Source organism: Evtepia sp., from assembly GCF_034090835.1.
Lineage (GTDB): Bacteria > Bacillota > Clostridia > Oscillospirales > Oscillospiraceae > Evtepia.
The window spans coordinates 1-20,730 of record NZ_JAXDRS010000008.1 but is presented as its reverse complement, the minus strand read 5'-3'; the positions used below and the strand labels follow the sequence as shown (position 1 = coordinate 20,730).

The window sequence follows — 20,730 nt, the reverse complement described above, 5'->3', positions numbered from 1 at the left end:
ACAGCATCCTGTTGCAGGATGCTGTTTTGCGTTATTGCTTTGGCTTGGGATGGAAGAGCAGGGAAACCAGGTATCCGAAGAAAATTGCGGCGGTGATCCCCCCTGCGGCGGCAGTGACCCCTCCTGTGAGTACGCCCAGAAAGCCGTGGTCGGCTACCGCCTTGGATACACCGGAGGCCAGGTTATAGCCAAACCCAGTGAGAGGAACGGTGGCGCCGGCGCCGCACCACTGTATCAAGTGGGGATACAGTCCGGTGGCACCCAACACCAGTCCAGCTAGTACATAGACAATGAGGATCCGAGCGGGGGTCAGCTTGGTGCGGTCGATGAGAATTTGACCGATCATACAGAGTACGCCGCCGCAGAGAAATGCAGCGACATAGGTTGCAGGGCTGCTCATAGGTTCTCCTCCTTTTCGGTGCTGATGGATACGGCGTGACAGATCCCGGGGATGCTCTCTCCCTGCATGGTAGAGATGGGAGAATGGAGGGCACCCGTGCCGCAGAAGAGCAGGTGATTTATCCTACCCTGGCTCATTTCCCGGAGAAGATATCCGGTTAACACCAATGCGCTGCATCCACAGCCGGAACCGCCGGTATGGACATCCTGCCGGGATGGATTAAAGAGGAGTACGCCGCAATCGCGGTAATTTTTATGCAGGTCAACACCGTCGCTGCGGAAAAAGTCGGCCACAATTTCTGCGCCTAAGCTTCCCAGATCCCCGGTGACAATCAAATCATAAAAATCAGGGGAACGGTTTGTCTCCTCGAAATGGGTGCGAATGGTATCATAGGCAGCGGGAGCCATGGCAGCGCCCATATTATTTGCGTCGGTAATCCCTTTGTCCATGACCTTTCCGGTGGTGACATGGGTAAGGAAGGGGCCAGGGCCCCGACGAGAGAGAATGACAGCGCCAGAACCAGTTGCCGTCCATTGCGCGGTAGGCGGCTTTTGTCCGCCGTATTCCAGGGGACTGCGGTACTGCCGCTCCGCAGAGCAGAAATGGGAAGAGGTCAGGGCGGCGGTATAGGAAGCAAATCCGCCGTCGATGAGCATGGCGCTGAGGGAGAGGCCTTCCGCCATAGTAGAGCAGGCTCCATACAAACCGAAGAGGGGGACATTCTCCCCGCGAAGAGAGTAGGAGGTGGCAATACACTGGTTTAAAAGGTCTCCGGCAAACACATAGTCCAACAGGCTGGCTTTGATCCCTGCTTTGGACAGAGCAAAAGAGAGAGCCTGTTTTTGCATGGCGGTCTCCGTTTTTTCCCAGCTCTTCTCTTCAAAGCGGTCGTCTTCGCTGATGAAGTCAAAGCAGTGTCCCAAGGGACCTTGTCCTTCCATGTGGCCTGCGGCGCTGCCGTATCCAACAATGGAAGGAGGGTGCGCAAAGCGGACGGTCTGCCGCCCCAGCTTTTTTGTATCCACGTCAGATTCCTCCTTGTTCGGATGGTTTTGATAGCTTGTGCAAAACCGGAAGAAGTATGCAGGAAAGCGGAAGATTCCCCTGTCTTGGAAAAAGGAAATCGGAAAAAAACTGGACTTTTCTTTCTGGGCTGTACTATAATAACAAAAACCCTCCTATGACACACAGGATAGAAAGGAGCCTTTTTCTATGGCAAACGCATCGTTGCTGACACAAAAGGTGCAGGAGATCCACCTGGTGAATAAGTTAGATCGGTCCGGACAAGTACAGCTGGACAGCTCTTTTTCTTTGAACGTAAACTTTGCCGCAGACGGCAGCCGCTGCATGGGAAAACTGCAGCAGACCTTCCGCGATAAGGAGTTTGCAGGCGGTAAATTTGTGATGACGATTGAGCTGGTGGGAATCTTCCAGTGCAATGGGGCGTTTACCGATGAGGTAAAGCGCCAGGTCCATGCTGAGGTCTATGATCAGCTCTTCCCCTACATGCAGTCGCAGTGCGCTGCGCTGGCTGCTGCATCCGGGATTCCCGGGCTGATGCTGAGAAAGTCTACCATCAATCCGGACAGCATCGCGGTCAATAAAAAAGGGCCTGATGGCCCGGACCGGAATCCGGACGGCGGTCCGAAACTGACCCTCCTTGACTGATGAAACACGCCATTTATCAGGACCTCTGGAGGGAGAACCTCCATCGAGGAGAGAGCATCGCGCTGCGATGCGGAGAGCAGAGCCTGTCCTACCAGAGCTTTTTTGAGGCGATTCTTCGCGCTGAGGCCGGCTTGCGGGCCATGGGCGTTCAGGCGGGGGACGTTGTGACGCTGTTCACCTTAAATACGCCGGAGAGCGTAATTGCCTTTTACGCCATTGATCGCATTGGCGCTGTGGCCAACTGGGTGGACATGAAACTGGCACCCAGCGAAGTGGAGCCCTACCTGACCAGGGCAGGGTCCAAGGTGGTCATAGTGTTGGAACTGGCTTTTTCCAAAATTTATGCCAACCGGGGAGAAGCACCCACGGAGCATTTTGTGGTCCTTCCTGTTTCTCCCTATGTTCCCCACCAGTTGGGAGAGAAACTGCGGCTGGGAAGCTGGCGTGCCCGCGCAGGAGGGGGATGTGTATCTTGGGAAGCATTCCTTGCAGAACCCTCCAAAGAAGAGCCGGAGACCGAGCGGTGGGAAGAACCGGTGGCCATTACCTACACCGGAGGAACTACGGGACCTGCCAAGGGTGTGACCTTGTCCCGGCGGGCTTTTTCCTGCTCTCTCATGCAGTATACTGCGGCGAAAACAGAGTATGGTCCGGGAGGAGCTACCTTGACCCTTCTGCCGGTGTTTTCTGCCTTTGGTTTGTGCCAGTGTATCCATGTGCCCCTGTGCATGGGGATGACGGTGATTTTGGCTCCGCTCTTTTTGCCCCACGAGCTGGGGGATCTGCTGGTCCGCTACCGGCCGCAGCAGGTGTCCGGCACGACGTCCTATTGGCAGCTGCTGCTGAGGAGCAAAGCCACGGAGCAGGCGGATCTTTCGTTTTTGAAGGTACCCAGAAGCGGGGGCGATGCCATGACTGCTGAGATGGAGCGGAGAATTAACCGTTACCTGTCCCAGCGGGGCGCTTCCGGGCGGCTCATCAAAGAGTACGGGATGTCGGAAGTTTGCGGCATCGTTTGCCTGAATCATGAGGATAGTTTTGAGGTGGGCAGTGTGGGTAAGCCCATGCAAGGCTGCCGGATCGCTGTGGTGAACCCGGAAACCGGGGAAGCGGTCCCGGATGGGGTGCAGGGAGAGATCCTGATCCATAGCAACACGGTGATGAACGGTTACTATGGCATGCCTGAAGCGAATAGCCAGGTACTGCAACCAGGTCCGGAAGGCCTTCTCTGGGTCTGGACCAAAGACGAAGGATTCCGTAAAGAAGACGGCAGCCTTGTGATCACAGGGCGTCGTAAGCGCATGATTTCCCGGAATGGATTTAAGATTTTTCCTTCGGTCATTGAAGAATGCCTGCTGCGCAATGAAGCGGTGGAAAGCTGCGCTGTGGTGGGGGGAGAGAGTCCCAAAGGCGAGATGATGCCAGTTGCTCACATTGTCCCTTCCTCTGGAGTAGACCAGGGTAAACTGGAGGAAACTTTGCGGGCTTTGTGTAAGCAACAGCTGAACAACTACATGCTGCCTGCTGCCTACTGTTTCCGAGAGGAACTCCCCTTGACTGACCGAGGCAAGCTGGACTATCTTGCTTTGGAACAGGAAACGCATCTATAAAAGAAAAGCCTGACTTACGAGTTAGAGGCGTCGTTTGTTGTTTTGTCCTTGGTAGAAGAATCCTTTTTTGTTTTTCGCTGCTGTTGCAGCGCTTTTCTTGCTGCGACGAAAGCGAGCGAACCGCCCAGTTGGGTGAGAATGGAGGCGACGTTGGCAGCCTCTTCTTCGGATAGATGTTCTGCCAGCAAATTCGCCATAAGAGTGATAAACGTGCTTTCTTGAGAAGGGGTCATAGATGATCACCTCATGGCAGCATAGTAGGGAAAAAATATTCTTTCGGATGAAAAAAGACGAATGTACGATCCGTTCACAGGGCGTGCATTCGTCTTTTTATTGAAGTTTTACTGGGAACAGAAGAGCAGAGACAGAAGGGCAGTATACACCTGCCAGAGAGAGAGACGGGGTACCTCTTCCTGGGCTGCGATGGGAATGGTTTCTTTGGCTTTTCCATCCACCAGGACGGTCAGCGTGCCGATCTCCTGTCCTTTGGCAACGGGGGCTTCGATGGTATCCTGGAGAGAGAGGGTGGTGGTGAGTTTCCCGGCATCCTCTTTGGGCAGCAGGAGCTTCGTTTCTTTGGTGAGGACGGGCTGTACAGTGGGTTGGGTACCCAACGTCACAGGGATGGGGGACAGGGGCTCAGAGGGCGCAGCAGTCACCAGAGAAAACCCGGCAAATCCATAGGAGAGAAGGGCCTTGGCTGTCTCGAAGCGGTCCTGGGAGGTAGGAGAGCCCAAAACGACAGCAATGAGTTCCATCCCTTCTTTCTCTGCTGTGGCAGAGACACAGTAGAGGGCGGAGTCGGTGGAACCGGTTTTCAGACCGGTTGCTCCGTCATAGAATCGAATGAGTTTATTGGTGTTGGACAGTTGGAAGGTACCGTCCCGCAGAGTGTCCATCCAGATCGTGGTGTAGGTTCGGATGTCCGGATGATGGAGGATCAACTCTCGTGACATCAAGGCAATGTCGTAGGCGGAGGTGATGTGTCCTTCCGCTGGCAGTCCGGTGCAATTCATGAAGATGGTGTCGTTCATGCCAAGTTCCTTGGCTTTTGCGTTCATTTTCTCGACAAACGCATCTTCACTTCCCGCCAGATATTCTGCCATGGCCACAGAGGCGTCGTTGCCAGAGGCCACGGCAATGGCTTTGAGCATATCATGAACGGAGAAAGATTCTCCTTCCTTCATATAGACCTGAGAACCGCCCATTCCGGCGGCAGCAGCGGAGACAGGGACCATGGTTTCTTTGGTGATTTGCCCCTGATCCAGCGCTTCCATGATCAGGAGCATGGTCATCACCTTTGTGACGCTGGCAGGTTCCAGCTGGTCGTGAGCATGTTCTTCATAGAGGACCTCTCCGGTCGTCTTTTCCATGAGAAGCACTGCTTTGGCGTTGGTCTCCGGACCGGCAGCGGAAACAGGAAGAAGAGAACATAGGAAAAGGATACAAAGGGTGCAAATCCAGAATTTTTTCATGGGAGAAACCTCCTGACCAGGGGAAACTTGATTACTGCAAGGGTATGCACCAGGAGGAAACTTTATGCTTTGACAAAAAACAAAGACCCCCCTGCGGCATACGCCGCAGGGGGGTATAAACAGGATCAGTCTTTCTGCGCCAGAGCGGGAAGGGAGTTGGCCCAGATTTGGTACTGGTCCATCTTGCTCTGGCAGGATGCCCAGTCGGGACCTGTGGCCAAAATATAGACCTTGATCTTCGGCTCAGTGCCGGAGGGACGAACCACGATGGTGGTGCCGTCGGTCAAAAGGTAGCTCAAGACGTTGGACCCAACCAACTCCATAGCAGAGGTTTCGCCGGTGGCAGTGTTGGTCTCTGTGCCGCTTTGATAATCCCGATGGAATTCCACGGCGGTGCCGGCCAACTGCTTGGGGGGGGCCTGGCGCAGCTTTGCCATGATCGTTTTCATGTTGGTCATCCCCTCCAGACCGGGCATCACCAGGTTCAGGGTCTTTTCGCCGTAGTAGCCATACGTCTCGTAGAGACGCTGCAGAGCATCCAGAAGGGTCATACCCTGGCTGGCATACCAAGCCGTCATCTCTGTGAGCAGGAGGGAAGCGGTGATGGCGTCTTTGTCCCGGAGGTAGTCACCGATCATGTATCCAATGGACTCCTCATAGGAGAAGATCACGTGGCCTTCTCCAGCGGCCTCCAGCTGGTTCTTTTTTTCGGCCATGAATTTAAAGCCGGTGAAGGTGTCGTAGCACCGCAGCCCGTTGGCCACTGCCACTTTTCTGGCCATGTTGGTGGTGACCAGGGATTTCAGGGCGACCGCGTCAGAGGGGAGAGTGCCTGCCCGCTTCTTGGCGCCGATGAGATAGTCCAGCAGCAGAACGCCGGTCTGGTTTCCTGTGATCTGTACGTAATCTCCCTGTCCGTTTTTCACCTGAATGGCCACCCGGTCTGCGTCAGGGTCGGAGCCGAGGATCAGCTGCGCATCGACCTTTTTGGCCAGTTCGACGGCCAGGGCGAAGCTCTCGGGGGTCTCCGGGTTCGGGGAAGAGACTGTGGGGAAGGAACCGTCGATCACCATCTGCTCAGGGACACAGTAGAGATGCTGAATGCCCAGTTCTTTCAGAACATAGGGAATCTGCTGGTAGCCGGTTCCATGGAAGGGGGTGTACACCATACGGAAGGTGTCAGCCACCTTGGCCACAGAGGCTTTGTCATTGATTTGATCGAGAACATGGGAGAGGAACTGGTCATCGGTTTCCTGCCCCAGCAGAGAGATGAGGCCCTGCTCGGTGGCAGCGTCGTAGGACATGGTTTTGACGTCGTCAAACACATCCAGACGATTCATCTCCTGGGCGATGGCAGCGGCATGCTGGGGAGGCAGCTGTGCGCCATCCGACCAGTAAACCTTATAGCCGTTGTATTCCGGGGGATTGTGGCTGGCGGTCACGTTGAGGCCGGCGATGCATCCATATTCCCGGACAGCAAAGGAGAGCTCCGGCGTGGGGCGCATGGCGGAAAAGAGTCTGACGGGGATACCATTGGCAGCCATCACGCAGGCAGCTTCCCGAGCAAATTCCTGAGAGTGGTGGCGGCAGTCAAAGCAGATCGCTACCCCTTTTTTTGCAGCGTCAGCGCCTTCTGCCAGGATCACCTGGGCAAAGGCCTGGGTCGCGTGTCGGATGACGTAGACATTCATACGGCGCAAGCCGAGCCCCATGACGCCCCGAAGGCCGGCGGTGCCGAACTCCAGAAGACCATAGAACCGGTCTTCGATTTCTTTGGGATCAGAGGCAATTTGCTTCAACTCGTTGCGTTCTTCCTGAGTGAGCGCGCTGCTGTTGAGCCAGCGAGAATAGTGGGTTTCATAAGACATGGAGAGATCTCCTTTCTGGATACTACAGCCCGCAGCAGGGACTATTTATGGTAACGGGTACCGGCATTGATTTGGAAGCATCGGTAGAGCTGCTCCAACACCATGACCCGTGCCAGATGATGGGGGAAGGTCATAGGGGACATGGATAGGCGCAGCTGGGCTCTGTCTTTGACGCTGGAATGTAAACCGAAAGAGCCGCCGATCACCAGTGTCAGTGAGGAGGTCCCCTCTACCGTCCATTTCCTGACCTGAGAGGCCAGCTGCTCGCTGGAGAGAAGCCCGCCTTCTACACATAAGGCGATCAGCTTTCCCCCCTTTGGGAGTTTCTGAAAAATGGCTGCAGCTTCTTTTTCCAATGCCGCTTCGATCTGTGCAGGGGATGGGGTATCGGGGAGGCGTTCTTCCGGCAACTCTATGACCGAAAGCTTACAGAATGGGTTCAACCGCTTTTCGTACTCTGCGCAGGCGGCAGAAAAATGTTTTTCCTTTAGTTTCCCCACGCAAAGCAGCTGAATGGAAAGCATAGGAAACCTCCTTATGGGATAAAAAATGAAAAACGGACAGCGGAAACCCGCTGTCCGTTGGTATTTGGGGCATAACGGACCCGGGCTGACGCAAGAAGGTCAGCCGACACTACTTCCATTGCTGCGCCAGTCATCGTCCGGCAAGTATTTAATGTGGATATCTGCGCCTAATTTTTCCAGCTTTTCCACAATACCCTCGTAACCGCGCTCGATATGATAGACCTGGTCGATCTCGGTGATACCGTGGGCGGCCAGACCGGCTACGATCATGGCGGCGCCGGCACGAAGGTCGCAGGCGCAAACCGGTGCGCCGGTCAACTGATGCACGCCTTCAATCACAGCGATCTTCCCATCCACCTGGATGTTGGCACCCATGCGGCGGAACTCGTCTGCATAGCGATAGCGATTGTCCCAAACGCCCTCGGTGAGGATGCTGGTGCCCTCTGCCAGGCAGAGCACAGCTGCGATTTGAGGCTGCATGTCAGTGGGGAAGCCGGGATAGGGCATGGTCTTTACGTTGGTTCGGGTGAGCTTACCAAACCGGCGGACGATGAGAGAATCTCCGTCTTCCTTGATATCCACGCCCATCTCAACCAGCTTGGCTGTGATGCAGTCCAGATGCTTGGGGATGATGTTATTGATCCGGACCTCACCGCCAGCGGCAGCAACTGCGGTCATATAGGTGCCCGCTTCGATCTGGTCAGGAATGATGGAATAGGAACCGCCGCGCAGCTTTTTCACGCCGCGGATCTTAATGACGTCGGTTCCAGCCCCCATGATATCAGCCCCCATGGAGTTGAGGAAGTTGGCCAGATCAACAATATGAGGCTCTTTGGCTGCGTTTTCAATGATGGTGAGACCATCGGCCAGGGAAGCAGCCAGAATGATGTTCATGGTAGCGCCCACGGACACCACGTCCAGATAGACCTGGGCGCCGTGAAGACGGCCAGAGGGAGCAGCGGCATAAATAAAGCCGTTTTCCACCTGGATCTCAGAGCCCATGGCAGAGAACCCCTTCAAGTGCTGGTCAATGGGACGTACTCCCAGGTCGCAGCCGCCAGGAGGGGGCACTTCTGCCCGCCCAAAGCGACCCAGCAGCGCACCGATCAGGTAGTAAGAGGCGCGAATTTGCCGGGCTAATTCATAGGGCACATTCTGTTTATAAACGCAGGAGCAATCCAGCTCTACTGTGGTATGGTTGATCATTTTTACCTTGGCACCCAGGTCTTGCATAATGCCAAGGATCAGGGTTACGTCGCTGATATTGGGAACATTTTCAATCCGGCAGACGCCGTCTACCAGAAGGGCAGCAGGGAGAATAGCCACAGCGGCATTTTTTGCGCCGCTGATTTCAACCTCACCATGGAGAGGCTTTCCACCGCAGATCACATATTTTGTCAAAACGGCACCTTCTTTTCATGCTCAGTCGATTCTATCGATGTATATAGGAAGAGATCGGCGCAGCAAAACGCTGGGGAACGCCGTATCTATCATTTCCGCTTTTCGCGCACCCCATGTATGAACAACGCAAAAAGAAGCGAGAGGGGTGCGAACCTTGTGCAGGAAGTAAATCAAAACCATAGATTTTGGCACAACATGTTAATGGCGACGAAAGGACTCGTCGTCACACTTTTAGCCATTATACCATTATGCACAGGAAAATGAAAGATGAAATTTAACAAAATATGAGATTTTAGTGAAATTATTTCATCAGTCTATGAAAAATTCCTTGCCGAAAACGGTCGAAACGGCATGGAAGGAAAGGCGAACAGAAGCACGCCATGTCGGGCGGGAAAGCAGCTGACTTCCATGGAAGAAGGGATCGGCTGCGCCGAAGCGGCCAGGGCAGCGTGGACCAGGGCGTGGGCAGTCTCCCGGGTCAGTGTCCCGGAAAAGGCGGGGTGAGCGTGCAGTTCCTGGTAGGAAAAGTAGAGGACAGCCCCTGCACCGCTGACAGAAATGGTCATAGAAAAACCTTCAGAATGATGGGATCTTCATCATTATAGAAAAAGGAGGGGCGGCGTGCAAATGTAAAGCTTACCAGGGAAAAACGTTGGCATAAGAAAGGGGAATATGCTATAATTATAGGGTTAAACTGGCTCGAACATCCAGGCCCTGCCTTGTCGCTCAACGAGGAAGAGGGCGTGGATTCGCAATTGATTTTGAAATGGTTGAGGTGAAAATATGGAACTGAAAGAAGAGATGGTCTCTCAGCAGACGGTATATGAAGGAATTATCGTGAATGTGCGCCGGGACAAAGCGCGGCTATTGGACGGAAGGATCACCAACCGGGAAGTGGTGGAACACCCGGGCGGGGTGGCGATCTTTGCCATGGATACCCAGGAGAATGTCTTTCTGGTCCGCCAGTACCGCTATCCCATGGGGGAAGTGGTGCTGGAGCTTCCGGCTGGTAAACTGGAAAAGGGAGAGAACCCCAGAGAAGCGGGCCTCAGAGAACTGGAGGAAGAGACCGGCTTGATACCCGGAACCTTTCTTCCCATGGGATGCAGTTATTCCTCCCCAGGGATCTTTGCAGAGAAGATCTACCTTTTCTTTGCAGAGGATCTAAAACAAGGCCCTGTCCATCCGGATGATGGTGAGTTTGTAGAAACCGTGAAGATCCCGTTTTCTGAGCTCATGGATATGGTGCGGCGGGGCGAGATCCGGGATGGAAAGTCTCTGGCGGGGATCCTGAAAGCGTCGCTGCTGCTTGAGGAGAGAAAAAAGTAAAAACGCGGCATTGGAAGAAGGGAAAGATGTGCAATGGACGTAAAACGGGTGCTGATCGTGGAGGACGAAAAGAATATTGTTGATATTCTGCGGTTCAATCTCCAGAAGGAAGGCTACGAGACGCTGGAAGCCTTCGATGGCGTTACCGGATTGCAGCTGGCCCTGGAGGAAAATCCAGATCTCATATTGTTGGATCTCATGCTGCCTGGCATGAATGGGTTTGAAGTGTGCAAGACCATTCGGGACAAGGGCAAGAGCACCCCTGTTCTGATCATTACTGCCCGGGAAGCCGAGCAGGATAAGATTCTCGGGCTGGACCTGGGGGCTGACGATTACATCACCAAACCGTTCTCCATTCGTGAACTCATGGCACGGATCAAGGCGAACATTCGTCGGGTCGGGATGTTGAGTGAGCCAACAGAGAAAGAGGAGGCGCTTTATCTGGACTTCGGCCGTCTGGTGATCGACCAGGGAGCCAACTTGGCCAGGAAAGACGGGAACGACCTGGAATTGACCCAACGGGAGTTTGAACTTCTGACATACCTGGCCTCCAATCAGGGAAAGGTCTTTTCCCGTCAGGAACTGATGGAGGCAGTGTGGAACTATGAGGGCTATGTAGGCGATGTGCGGGCGGTAGATGTTGCGGTCCGGCGCCTGCGGGAAAAGGTGGAGGACAATCCTGCCCGGCCCAGATATATCATCACCCGTCGGGGAGCAGGGTATCTGTTTCAGAACGACGGATAAAGAAAGACAGAGGGAGGGTGAGGAACGTTGCTGCGCAGCCTGCATATCAAGCTCGCACTGATCATGACCCTGCTGGTCGTCTGTTTGATGACGTTGGCGGGTGCATTTCTGATCAACTCGGTGAACCGTTTCTATCTCAACGAGTTTTACTCCCAGATGGCGGATGTGTTCAGCAATGACACGGAGTTTGTGCGGGACCTCTTGACGAAAACGGACGGAGAGACAGACGGCGTCCAGGCGCTGAATCAGGTGCTCACAGCCAAAATGGGAGCGCTGGGAGTGGACGGAAGAAACCGGAACTATTACATCCTGGATGGTACCACAGGGGCCTATCTTGTGGGTTCTAACGAGGATGAAGGCAAATCCCTCAGCATTACGCCGAACCTTTACATCGCCATGACGGAGGGGAAGGAAGGGAACCAGAGCGACCTGACCACAAACTACATGGACCTGGCCCTGCCCATTGAGCGCGGCGGGCAGGACTATATCATCTATATTCTGGATGAGCGGAATACCGTGCGGGAACTCAACACACAGCTTTTCCAGCTGATCATTGAGGCGCTGGCCTTTGGTCTTGTGATCTCTGTGCTCCTTTCCTTCCTGCTTTCCCGCGCCATGGTCAATCCCATCCTGGCCTTGACACGGGGCGCCAAGCGTGTGGCCGAGGGGGACTTTGACCATGAGATCCAGGTGGAATCCCATGACGAGATCGGTGTCCTGACCAATACCTTTAATGATATGGCGGACCAGCTGAAAAATACCATCCGGGAAGTGGAGAACGAACGGACCAAGCTGAGCACGCTCTTTCTCCACATGACCGATGGAGTGGTGGCCTTTAACCAGGCGGGAGAAGTGATCCATTCCAATCCCGCTGCGGAAGAGATGCTGGCCCTCTCCATTCCGGTGGGAGGCGCAGTACGCTACGAGGATCTGTTTGAGGAGATCGCCCCCCTGGACACTGTACTGAATATGGAGAGCGACTGCCTGGACCGGGCAATGGTGCGGGAGGACCGCAGCCTGTTCCTTCTTCTGGTTCCCTACAACAGAGAGAAGCAGGTGGGTGTGCTGGCAGTGATCCATGACGTGACCCAGCAGGTGAAGAATGAGGCCATGCGGCAGGAGTTTGTGGCCAACGTGTCCCACGAACTCAGAACACCGGTGACCAACATTCGCAGCTATGCAGAAACGTTGTGGGAAAACCCCGACCTTCCCACGGATATGAGAAAGAACTTCCTGCAGGTGGTGCTCAACGAGAGCGACCGGATGACCCATATCGTACAAGACCTTCTGACCTTGTCCCGCTTTGACTCTGGACAGAGCCAGCTGAATCTCCGACGGTTCTCTTTTGGGCAGGTGCTGAAGGAGAGTTACCAGGCGATCCTTCTGGAAGCGCAGCGCCACGGGCACTACCTGGCTCTGCGTGGAGAGGATGCGGTGCCTTTCATTGTGGCGGACCGGGAGCGCATTTTGCAGGTGATCATGAATGTGCTGTCCAACGCCATCAAGTATACGCCGGATGGGGGCAGGATTCTGATGACCGCCGGAACAGAAGGGAACTGGGTCTGGCTGGAGGTTTCGGACAACGGCATCGGCATCCCGGAAGAGGACAGAGAGCGTATTTTCGAACGGTTCTATCGGGTGGATAAGGCCAGATCCAGAGAATCTGGCGGAACCGGCCTGGGCCTTTCCATTGCGCAGGAGATCATAGCGCAGCACAAAGGAGTGCTCACCCTGGTGGATCGCCAGCAGCCTGGCACCACCATTCGAATGGAACTGAATATAGGAGGGCCGGAGCGATGCGGAGAACCTTGAACCGGCGGACCATTGACCGGCTGGAAAACCTGTTGATCCTGCTTCTGCTCTGCACGGCCTTGTTTCTGGTGAAAAAAACAGGGATGTTTCAAGATGCCTTTCATTGGACGACAAACCAAACCGCTCAGACACTCAACGGCATGCAGGATACCGCCCTCTATCGGGGAACCCCGGTCAGAATGATGGTAAAAACCCAGGGGACGCGGTACGGTGTTCAGTATGACCAGAACGCTGTGAATGCCCTCTATCAAGAGGGGTTCTCTGCGTTTTTGACCAAATCGGTTGCGTCTATGGAACGGCCCAGGGAAGCCTCTCTGGATGAGTGGAAACAAGCGGTGGAACAGGCAGACACCTGGGTGTTTTATGACTTTCTTTACGATGTTTCCTTTGCAGGGCAGGACAACCAGGAGGAACGGGAGGCGCGCTTGTTCTTTGTGACGATGAACAGCGGCTGGGCCGATACGGTGTACTATTACCAGGATAAAACAGGGCATTTTTATAAGGCGCGTATTAAGGAATCGGGCCTTTCTTTTCCCAGGAACATCGAAAAGCAGAAGGAGGGAGAGGTTCACTTTGCCTTTGAGGTCCCTGAGATCGCAGAGGTCGTGGCTCCCTTTATGATGATCGGGGATCTGCCGACTGCCTGCCCGGTGTATACAGCATCCAACCCTCTGGAGGGGATCGACACCATTGGGAGGAATCGGATCCTGGAGCTGTTGGGCTTCCATGAACAGGCTGCATCCTTTTATCACTCTGCGGATGGAGAAGTGATCCAGGAGGGGTCGGATACCCTCAGGATCCAGAAGAACGGAAGCCTTGTGTTCCATGGTTCAGAAAATGGAGACTCCAGATACCAGGCGTTGTCATCACGCAGCAAGGACCTGCAGATCAAGGCAGAAGAAGTTTTGCAGAGCCTGCGTCCTGTCTGGAGCGGACTGGGAGAGATGCGCTGTCAGAGCATCACGGTGCTGCCGGAAGGGGAGATGGAGCTGCGCTTCACCTATACTCTGGATGGCATCCCGGTTTATCTGGGAGAGGATGGCTGGAGCGCGCGCTTTGTTTTCCGGGGCACGCATCTGATTTCCTACACGATCTATTTCCGGCAGTATTCGGTTGGCGAAGAACGCAGCCCGGTGCTCCCTGAGCGGCAGGTGGCCGCAGCTGCACACGCCATGGGCCAGACGGGCAAAGAGCTGCAGCTCTACTATCGTGACGATGGCGGCAAAGGGGCTGTTCAAGCGGGGTGGATCCCCAGGGATCAGGGCTAAAGGAGGTGCGGTATGGAGCGCTCAAAACTGAAGCTGACTGTTATCTTTTTGCTGGCTGTGTTAAACATATGCCTGCTGGGGATCGTCTTCGTGCAAAACCGTCAGTCCCATGCCTATGAAGAGATCACATACAGACAAGCCACTGTATACCTGAAAAAAAACGGGATCGACGTGGAACCAGAGATCATCCCATGGGACAGTATTTTTCTGTCGCAAAGCCCCGGGGATACTGCCATGATCATGGAGCCGGAGAACCTGCCCAAAGAAGGGTTTCCCGAAAACTGCGACATACAGGTGATGCGAGAGCCGGCGACCCTCTTGGTAGACTTTGTCCAGGGGCTTTCCAAACTGGAGAAAACCTGCCATGAGATCACCTCGATTACAGAGGGATACCATTACAGCGGGGAAGGGGCGCGGGCTGTGCTGACCCCCATGTGGAAGATCGATACCGACGCAGGGGTATTTCTCCTGGACTGTGGGTCTGGAGAACTGTCTCTGTATTCTGGATCGTAAAAGAAATCGAAAAAACGTGCGTACCGTTTCGGTACGCACGTTTTTTGTTAGACAAAAGGATTAGCCTTCTTCCTGGATTGCCTTTGCGTCTTCAATGGCCTTCTGCTGTGCTGCGGGAGGAGCTTCCTCATAGCGCACGAAGTGGAAGGAGAAAGAGCCGCGGCTCTGGGTGATGGAGCGCAGGTCAATGGCGTAAGTGGTCATCTCAGCCATGGGGACCTCAGCTTCCAGGATCTGATCGCCGTCGGGCGTGGGATTCATACCCATCACACGGCCGCGGCGCTTGTTCAGGTCGCCCATAACGTCGCCCAGGTAGCTGTCGGGAATGGTGACCTTCAGCTCACCGATGGGCTCCAGGATGGTGGGATTTGCGTTGGCAATGCCTTCCTTGTAAGCCAACTGAGCGGCAGTCTTGAAGGCCATTTCGTTGGAGTCAACGGGGTGATAGGAACCGTCGTACAGAGTAGCCTTCAGGCCAACCAGAGGATAGCCAGCCAGAACGCCCTTGTTCACGGCGTCACGCAGGCCCTTTTCCACGGCGGGGAAGAAGTTCTTGGGCACGCTGCCGCCGAAGACCTCTTCTGCGAAGATCATCTCTTCGGACTCGTCCTGGGGCTCGAAACGGATCCAAACGTCACCGAACTGGCCGCTGCCGCCGGTCTGCTTCTTGTGACGGCCGTGGGCCTCCACCTTCTTGCGGATCTTTTCACGATATGCCACGCGAGCGTCAGACAGCTCAGCGTCCACACCGAAGCGGCTCTTCAGACGGGAGACCAGCACGTCCAGCTGAATATCGCCAGCGCCGGACAGGACCACCTGATGGGTCTCGGCGTTGTTGACGATGGTGAAGGTGGGATCTTCTTCGTTCATACGAATGAGGCCGGAAGCGACCTTGTCGTCCTGGCCGCGGGTCTTGGGGGAGATGGCCTTGGAGAAGCAGGGCTCTGCGAAGGGGATGGCAGCGGGCTTCACAGCGAACTTGGGATCGCACAGAGCTTCGCCGGTTTTCAGACGATCCATCTTGCCGATGGCGCCGATATCGCCGCATACCAGTTCCTTGACTTCTTCGTTCTTCTTGCCCTTCATCACGTAGAGACGGCCCAGCTTGTCAGTTTGGCCGGTGGTGGTATTCACCAGGCTCATGTCAGAGGTGAGCTTGCCGGACAGGAGCTTCACAAAGGAGTACTTGCCATACTGGTCGGAAACGGTCTTAAAGACAAAAGCTACCGTGGGACCAGCGGGGTCGCACTTCACTTCAACTGCCTCGCCGGCTTCGTCCTCAGCAGCCACGGGAGCAGCTTCTGCGGGGTTGGGAACCAGGTCGATGATGCAGTTCATGAGGTACTTGGTACCCATTCCGGTGATGGCGCTGCCACACACCACGGGGGCGATGCTGGCGTCCTTCACGCCGGCCTTGAGGCCGCGGATGATCTCTTCGGCGGAAAGCTCACCAGCGTCGAAGTATTTTTCCATGAGCTCTTCGTCCACGCCGGCAGCAGCTTCCATGAGTTCTGCATAGGCGTTGTCCACATCGCCGGCGACATCAGCGGGGATGGCGATCTCACCCTTGGCGTCATATGCCTTCTTGTGGAGCAGGTCCACGAAACCGGTGACGACGTTGCCAGCGCCCATAATGGGGTAGACGATGGGAGTCACAGCGGTGCCGAACTTGTCTTTCAGAGCGGCGACGGTGGCGTTCATGTCGGCGTTCTCTTCGTCGCAGCGGGAGATATAGATGATGCGGGGCATGTTGCGTTCACGGAGCATCTTCCATGCGCGGTCAGCGCCAACGCTCAGGTCGTCCTTGGCGGAGCAGACGATCACGCCTGCATCGGCAGCGTACAGAGCGGAGCAGACTTCACCGGCGAAGTCAAAGTTACCCGGGGTGTCCAGCACGTTCAGTTTATGGTTCTCATAAGAAAGAGGAGCGCAGGCCATAGAGATGGAAATCTGACGCTTGACTTCCTCTGGATCATAGTCGCAGGTAGTGTTTCCGTCGGTGGTTTTACCCATACGGTCGATCGCACCCGTGAGGAAAAGCATGCTTTCAGCCAGAGAGGTTTTGCCGTTGCCGCCGTGGCCGAGCAGACAAACGTTGCGAATTTTGTCGGTGGAATAGCTCATAACAGTGTTCTCTCCTTATTTACAAATAGGACGGAATAATGTCACCCGTGGCAAAACGGGGTCATTTGTCTCCATAAAGTAAAGTATACAACAAGAGCGAGTTGCTGACAACAAAAAAATAAGAAATTTACGAAAGAAACCTAAAAAAAGAGGGGTTTTTTCTTACACATGAATACGCTTTCATAAAAATCAAGGGAAAAGAGAAAGAAAATCCAAAGTTTTTTTGCTTTGCAGCAAAGAAGTGCAGACCAGGAGTGGAGTATTACAGGCCTTCGTCCGGATCCTTCAGTTCCCGTTTGATGCCTGCGGTCACACGGTAGACATCCTCCAGCGTGGTGATTTTGGAGATCTCACTTTTCCAGTAACCGGCGTGAGGGACCCCTTTCAGATACCAGGCATAATGCTTTCTGGCCTCCAGGCAGGCGATCTTCTCGCTTTTATATTCTGCCGCCATTTGAAACTGACGGACGGCAGTGTCGCACCGCTGGGCCAGAGGAGGAAGAGGGGGAATCGGTTTTCCCTCGACGGCTGCCCTGGCCTGCTGGAAGATCCAGGGGTTACCGAACACACCCCGGGCGATCATCACAGCGTCTGCACCGGTATACTTCAAAATACGGGCCGCATCCTGCCCGGAAAACACATCGCCGTTGGCAATGACAGGGATAGAAAGGGCTTGCTTCATTTCCCGGATGTAATCCCAGTTGGCGGTACCGGCATACATCTGCACTTTGGTACGGCCGTGCAGCGTGATGGCGGCCACCCCCAGCTGTTCCAGACGTTTGGCCAGCTCCAGACAAACAATGTTTCCCTTGTCCCAGCCGAGGCGCATCTTTACCGTGACGGGACGGCTTCCGGCGCCCTGGATGACAGCTTCTGCCACCTGGCAGGCTTTGTCCAGGTCTTTGAGCAGGCCGGAACCGTCGCCATTGTTGGCGATTTTGGGAACGGGGCATCCCATGTTGATATCAATGATATCAGCGCCGGAGACCTCACCGGCGATGGCAGCGGCGTCCTTCATGCAGACAGGGTCACTGCCAAAAATCTGAACACCGGCAGGGTGTTCCTGAGGGCCGAGGCGCAGAAGCGGGATGGTTTTTTTATCTTGATAACACAGGGCCTTGGCGCTGACCATTTCTGTGATGGTATATCCGGCGCCCAGCTCCCGACAGATGCTCCGGAAGGCCAGGTCAGTCACCCCCGCCATAGGGGCCAGCACCAGCTTGGAATCAATGGAAACGGAACCGATCTGCAAGGAGAATCACCTCATTTTCATAGAATACAGTTTATGAGTTATGATACCATAGAGCGCATCTTCCTGACAAGGCTGGCAGAAGATTTCCGATTGCAAAGGGCAGAGAATATGGTATGATAAACGAGAAAACGGAGGATACGAATATACAAGAAGAGGGGGAGAACCTTGGGGAAGAAACCTGTTGGCCTGCTCCGGGATCTGTATGCGGAAATGGCATTCAGCCGGGAGAATCTCCGGGCACACATTCGAGGGCTGCTGTTTGGCCTGTTGTCGGGCGTAGTGGTCGGCGTGATCGGCGGCCTTTTTGGCAGACTCTTAGGAGTTGCCTCGGCGGTGCGGAATGAGACCAGCTGGGCCATGTTCCTGCTCCCGCTGGCCGGCCTGCTGGTGGTCTGGATGTATCGGAAAGGCGGCATTAAGACGGCAGGGGGGACTGACCTCATTGTGCAGGCAGCCCGAGGAGAACAGCCGGTGTCACGCCTGCTGGCACCGGTCATCTTTGCCGCTACGCTGCTGACACACTTTTCCGGTGGATCGGCAGGGCGGGAGGGGGCAGCCCTTCAGCTGGGGGGGTCGCTGTCAGAACTGGTCCGCAAGGGAGTCCATATGGGAGAGGAGTTTCAGGACCTGGCCATTATGTGCGGCATGAGCGCCGGCTTTTCTGCGGTGTTTGGCAGCCAGGTTTCCGCTGCGATTTTCGCCCTGGAGATCTCCTGTGTGGGCCTGCTGCCTTTGGGGGCGCTGTTTCCCTGTGTGGTGTCTTCCATTACCGCCGGAACCATTGCCCAATGGATGGGGGTGCGTGCAGTCTCCTACTATCTGTCTGCTTCTACGCCGGATCCCCTGTTTTATGGCGGGGTTTTGATCCTGGGGATCGCATGCGGACTGCTGAGTATTTTGGTCTGCTACACCTTTCTGGGGGTGCGTACCCTGCTGGACCGATGGTTTTCCAATCCCTACCTGCGGGTGGTTGTGGGAGGATCCGTGGTGGTTCTTTTAACCTGTCTCATCGGAAGTAAACTTTACTTGGGGAGCGGACAGGGGATGATCGACCAGGCCATCCGGAAAGGGGAAGCTGCCCCGTGGGATTTTGTTCTGAAACTTCTGCTGACCGCGATCACCCTGGGGGCAGGGCTCAAGGGCGGGGAGATCGTTCCTTCCTTTGCCATCGGCGCCTCTTTTGGTTGTGTGGTGGGGCCTCTTCTGGGTCTTCCTGCGCCTTATGCGGCAGCGATCGGTATGGTATCCCTGTTTTGCGGTGTGACCAACTGCCCGTTGACAGCGTTGGTCCTGGGATTTGAGATTTTCATGTTCAGCAATCCCGGTGGGTTCTTATTGGCAGTGGCAGTGAGCTTCCTGTTCTCGGGATACAGTGGCTTGTATGCCAAGCAGAAGTTTGCCTTCTCCAAGATCCCTGATGCCTCCGGGACCATTCCCGAGGAGGAAAGTATAAGAAGAGAATAAGATCGTTCAGAAACAAGCCCCTCTTTCCAAAATGAAAGAGGGGCTTGACAGTTCTGGCTACTATGTATTACAATATAGATGTACCATGTAATACATGGTAGAGGGGAGGTCATATCGTGATTCCATCGCAAATGCTCAAAGGCATTTTACAGGGGAGCATCCTTGCCATTATCGCAAAAGAGGAGACCTATGGATATGAGATTTCCCAGTCGCTGCTGCGCTACGGATTTGGGACGATTTCGGAAGGAACCATCTATCCGCTTCTCCTTCGTCTGGAAAAGAGCGGCTTTGTATCTGCTCGATACCGGGACTCTGGAATCGGACCGAAACGCAAGTATTATAGACTGACCCCCAAAGGAAAGGAAGAACTGAAGACGTTTCAAAGCAGCTTTTTTGAGATGAAGAAGGCAGTGGAATCCCTGCCAGGGTTTGAAAGGGAGGATTTCTATGAAAGGAAAGACGAAAGAACTTCTCAAGGAGAATAACCAGCGGGAGACAATGCTCCATCCGGATAGTCAGTCTGGAATGACGGACATCGTGGTGTACCTACGGGTACAGAATATCAGCGAGCAGCTTCAGGAAGAAGTGCGGCGGGATATTCTCGATATGCTTCTGGATGGCCAGGAACGGGGAGAGACCATGGAGCAGGTGATCGGTCCAGATTATAAGCAGTTTTGCGATGAAATCGTTTCGGCGCTTCCTAAGCGGACATGGAAAGAGCGGGGAAAGGAAACACTAGAGATTTTATTTCTGACGTCAGGAATCATGATGGTGCTTTGGTTTGTAAAGGCTTTCGTGTCGGCCTTGACCCAGCACAGCAGCATTTCTCACCTGCCCCTGACTGTGGGAGAGATGATTTCCTGCGTGGTGGTCATAGGGATAGCCTGGTTTCTTGTGTATTACATTGGGAAAACAGCACTTGAGAAAAAGGAGCCCAGGTGGGGGAAGAAAACAACCTTTTTGGTCACATGGATTGGAATGTTTGCTGTGTTGTCTGCGATTTTCCTGCCCACGATCTTCCTGAGAGAACCTGCCATTATGGTTTGGTTACCGGTGGCAGTTATAGTAATTGGAGCGCTTTTCTTAGGATATTTCTTTTTACAACGTGTGAAAGTATAAAAGACTCCGCCCAGAGTTTGAACTGCTCCAAATTGTGCGGACAGTACAAAAAGCGCCCTGGTAGGAAAAATAAGTTTTAGGTGGAGAGGCGCCGCGCCAGCGGTGCCTCTCCGGTTTTTAACTGGATACGTTCATAGTTGTAAAAGTGGATATAGCGGT

The 20,730-nt window shown here is 54.5% G+C and carries 20 protein-coding genes; 10 read left to right on the top strand and 10 right to left on the bottom strand.

Annotated elements, in window-relative coordinates:
• Nucleotides 1-31: 31 nt before the first annotated feature.
• Both spoVAE and spoVAD read right to left on the bottom strand, forming a co-directional pair.
• On the bottom strand, nucleotides 32-400 hold the full coding sequence (spoVAE, locus tag SOR61_RS01165; RefSeq protein ID WP_320610867.1) for a stage V sporulation protein AE: 369 nt from the start codon (nucleotides 398-400) through the stop codon (nucleotides 32-34).
• A complete protein-coding gene (gene spoVAD / locus SOR61_RS01160) occupies nucleotides 397-1,425 on the bottom strand; it encodes a stage V sporulation protein AD (RefSeq protein ID WP_320610866.1) in 1,029 nt (342 codons plus the stop codon). Before spoVAD ends, spoVAE begins: the two co-directional genes overlap by 4 nt.
• 187 nt (nucleotides 1,426-1,612) lie before the next feature.
• On the opposite strand from spoVAD, the gene SOR61_RS01155 reads away from it, so the two are divergent.
• Nucleotides 1,613-2,068 (top strand): hypothetical protein, encoded by a 456-nt coding sequence (locus tag SOR61_RS01155; protein ID WP_320610865.1) that lies wholly within the window; start codon nucleotides 1,613-1,615, stop codon nucleotides 2,066-2,068.
• Complete coding sequence (locus tag SOR61_RS01150; RefSeq protein ID WP_320610864.1) at nucleotides 2,068-3,678, top strand: class I adenylate-forming enzyme family protein; 1,611 nt, start codon at nucleotides 2,068-2,070, stop codon at nucleotides 3,676-3,678. Before SOR61_RS01155 ends, SOR61_RS01150 begins: the two co-directional genes overlap by 1 nt.
• Nucleotides 3,679-3,692: 14 nt before the next feature.
• On the opposite strand, the gene SOR61_RS01145 is transcribed toward SOR61_RS01150, so the two are convergent.
• From SOR61_RS01145 to SOR61_RS01120, 6 genes are all read right to left on the bottom strand, one after another.
• Nucleotides 3,693-3,911, bottom strand: coding sequence for a hypothetical protein (locus tag SOR61_RS01145; protein ID WP_320610863.1), 219 nt, complete (start codon nucleotides 3,909-3,911; stop codon nucleotides 3,693-3,695).
• Nucleotides 3,912-4,019: 108 nt separating this feature from the next.
• The gene (locus SOR61_RS01140) at nucleotides 4,020-5,153 is read right to left on the bottom strand and encodes a D-alanyl-D-alanine carboxypeptidase family protein (protein ID WP_320610862.1); all 1,134 of its coding nucleotides are present in this window, start codon (nucleotides 5,151-5,153) and stop codon (nucleotides 4,020-4,022) included.
• A gap of 125 nt (nucleotides 5,154-5,278) precedes the next feature.
• A complete protein-coding gene (locus SOR61_RS01135; protein WP_320610861.1) occupies nucleotides 5,279-7,021 on the bottom strand; it encodes a phospho-sugar mutase in 1,743 nt (580 codons plus the stop codon).
• Between the two features lie 41 nt (nucleotides 7,022-7,062).
• Nucleotides 7,063-7,545: a 23S rRNA (pseudouridine(1915)-N(3))-methyltransferase RlmH gene (rlmH, locus tag SOR61_RS01130; protein WP_320610860.1), complete on the bottom strand. Its 483-nt coding sequence runs from the start codon at nucleotides 7,543-7,545 to the stop codon at nucleotides 7,063-7,065.
• A gap of 99 nt (nucleotides 7,546-7,644) precedes the next feature.
• Complete coding sequence (locus SOR61_RS01125; protein ID WP_320610859.1) at nucleotides 7,645-8,946, bottom strand: UDP-N-acetylglucosamine 1-carboxyvinyltransferase; 1,302 nt, start codon at nucleotides 8,944-8,946, stop codon at nucleotides 7,645-7,647.
• Nucleotides 8,947-9,260: 314 nt separating this feature from the next.
• Nucleotides 9,261-9,512 (bottom strand): hypothetical protein, encoded by a 252-nt coding sequence (locus tag SOR61_RS01120; protein ID WP_320610858.1) that lies wholly within the window; start codon nucleotides 9,510-9,512, stop codon nucleotides 9,261-9,263.
• A gap of 217 nt (nucleotides 9,513-9,729) precedes the next feature.
• On the opposite strand from SOR61_RS01120, the gene SOR61_RS01115 reads away from it, so the two are divergent.
• The 5 genes from SOR61_RS01115 to SOR61_RS01095 are packed head-to-tail and all read left to right on the top strand — an operon-like array spanning nucleotide 9,730 to nucleotide 14,612.
• Nucleotides 9,730-10,275 (top strand): NUDIX hydrolase, encoded by a 546-nt coding sequence (locus tag SOR61_RS01115; RefSeq protein WP_320610857.1) that lies wholly within the window; start codon nucleotides 9,730-9,732, stop codon nucleotides 10,273-10,275.
• 33 nt (nucleotides 10,276-10,308) lie between these two features.
• Complete coding sequence (locus SOR61_RS01110; RefSeq protein WP_320610856.1) at nucleotides 10,309-11,019, top strand: response regulator; 711 nt, start codon at nucleotides 10,309-10,311, stop codon at nucleotides 11,017-11,019.
• Between the two features lie 27 nt (nucleotides 11,020-11,046).
• Nucleotides 11,047-12,831, top strand: coding sequence for an ATP-binding protein (locus tag SOR61_RS01105; protein WP_320610855.1), 1,785 nt, complete (start codon nucleotides 11,047-11,049; stop codon nucleotides 12,829-12,831).
• Nucleotides 12,816-14,099 carry a hypothetical protein gene (locus tag SOR61_RS01100; RefSeq protein WP_320610854.1) on the top strand — a complete coding sequence of 428 codons (1,284 nt, stop codon included), beginning with the start codon at nucleotides 12,816-12,818 and terminating at the stop codon, nucleotides 14,097-14,099. The genes SOR61_RS01105 and SOR61_RS01100 overlap by 16 nt, the downstream gene beginning before the upstream one ends.
• Before the next feature lie 12 nt (nucleotides 14,100-14,111).
• Nucleotides 14,112-14,612: a hypothetical protein gene (locus SOR61_RS01095; protein ID WP_320610853.1), complete on the top strand. Its 501-nt coding sequence runs from the start codon at nucleotides 14,112-14,114 to the stop codon at nucleotides 14,610-14,612.
• A gap of 60 nt (nucleotides 14,613-14,672) precedes the next feature.
• Here SOR61_RS01095 and fusA read toward each other — a convergent pair whose 3' ends face one another.
• A complete protein-coding gene (fusA, locus tag SOR61_RS01090; protein ID WP_320610852.1) occupies nucleotides 14,673-16,736 on the bottom strand; it encodes an elongation factor G in 2,064 nt (687 codons plus the stop codon).
• 262 nt (nucleotides 16,737-16,998) lie between these two features.
• The gene (gene dusB, locus SOR61_RS01085; RefSeq protein ID WP_320610851.1) at nucleotides 16,999-17,988 is read right to left on the bottom strand and encodes a tRNA dihydrouridine synthase DusB; all 990 of its coding nucleotides are present in this window, start codon (nucleotides 17,986-17,988) and stop codon (nucleotides 16,999-17,001) included.
• Nucleotides 17,989-18,153: 165 nt separating this feature from the next.
• Between dusB and SOR61_RS01080 the strand changes: the two genes are divergently transcribed.
• The 3 genes from SOR61_RS01080 (at nucleotide 18,154) to SOR61_RS01070 (ending at nucleotide 20,571) form a co-directional block, all read left to right on the top strand.
• Nucleotides 18,154-19,452 carry a chloride channel protein gene (locus tag SOR61_RS01080; protein ID WP_320610850.1) on the top strand — a complete coding sequence of 433 codons (1,299 nt, stop codon included), beginning with the start codon at nucleotides 18,154-18,156 and terminating at the stop codon, nucleotides 19,450-19,452.
• Between the two features lie 116 nt (nucleotides 19,453-19,568).
• Nucleotides 19,569-19,937, top strand: a complete 369-nt coding sequence (locus SOR61_RS01075) for a PadR family transcriptional regulator (RefSeq protein WP_320610849.1) — start codon at nucleotides 19,569-19,571, stop codon at nucleotides 19,935-19,937.
• Complete coding sequence (locus SOR61_RS01070; RefSeq protein ID WP_320610848.1) at nucleotides 19,900-20,571, top strand: DUF1129 family protein; 672 nt, start codon at nucleotides 19,900-19,902, stop codon at nucleotides 20,569-20,571. The genes SOR61_RS01075 and SOR61_RS01070 overlap by 38 nt, the downstream gene beginning before the upstream one ends.
• Nucleotides 20,572-20,730 lie beyond the last annotated feature (159 nt).

What these genes read in the sequence shown, in the direction of transcription:
- SOR61_RS01135 (WP_320610861.1), bottom strand. Translation starts at nt 7,021, where the DNA reads ATGTCTTATGAAACCCACTATTCTCGCTGGCTCAACAGCAGCGCGCTC.
- fusA (WP_320610852.1), bottom strand. Translation starts at nt 16,736, where the DNA reads ATGAGCTATTCCACCGACAAAATTCGCAACGTTTGTCTGCTCGGCCAC.
- SOR61_RS01140 (WP_320610862.1), bottom strand. Translation starts at nt 5,153, where the DNA reads ATGAAAAAATTCTGGATTTGCACCCTTTGTATCCTTTTCCTATGTTCT.
- SOR61_RS01155 (WP_320610865.1), top strand. Translation starts at nt 1,613, where the DNA reads ATGGCAAACGCATCGTTGCTGACACAAAAGGTGCAGGAGATCCACCTG.
- SOR61_RS01070 (WP_320610848.1), top strand. Translation starts at nt 19,900, where the DNA reads ATGAAAGGAAAGACGAAAGAACTTCTCAAGGAGAATAACCAGCGGGAG.
- SOR61_RS01095 (WP_320610853.1), top strand. Translation starts at nt 14,112, where the DNA reads ATGGAGCGCTCAAAACTGAAGCTGACTGTTATCTTTTTGCTGGCTGTG.
- rlmH (WP_320610860.1), bottom strand. Translation starts at nt 7,545, where the DNA reads ATGCTTTCCATTCAGCTGCTTTGCGTGGGGAAACTAAAGGAAAAACAT.
- SOR61_RS01145 (WP_320610863.1), bottom strand. Translation starts at nt 3,911, where the DNA reads ATGACCCCTTCTCAAGAAAGCACGTTTATCACTCTTATGGCGAATTTG.
- SOR61_RS01120 (WP_320610858.1), bottom strand. Translation starts at nt 9,512, where the DNA reads ATGACCATTTCTGTCAGCGGTGCAGGGGCTGTCCTCTACTTTTCCTAC.
- spoVAE (WP_320610867.1), bottom strand. Translation starts at nt 400, where the DNA reads ATGAGCAGCCCTGCAACCTATGTCGCTGCATTTCTCTGCGGCGGCGTA.
- SOR61_RS01110 (WP_320610856.1), top strand. Translation starts at nt 10,309, where the DNA reads ATGGACGTAAAACGGGTGCTGATCGTGGAGGACGAAAAGAATATTGTT.
- SOR61_RS01100 (WP_320610854.1), top strand. Translation starts at nt 12,816, where the DNA reads ATGCGGAGAACCTTGAACCGGCGGACCATTGACCGGCTGGAAAACCTG.
- SOR61_RS01150 (WP_320610864.1), top strand. Translation starts at nt 2,068, where the DNA reads ATGAAACACGCCATTTATCAGGACCTCTGGAGGGAGAACCTCCATCGA.
- SOR61_RS01115 (WP_320610857.1), top strand. Translation starts at nt 9,730, where the DNA reads ATGGAACTGAAAGAAGAGATGGTCTCTCAGCAGACGGTATATGAAGGA.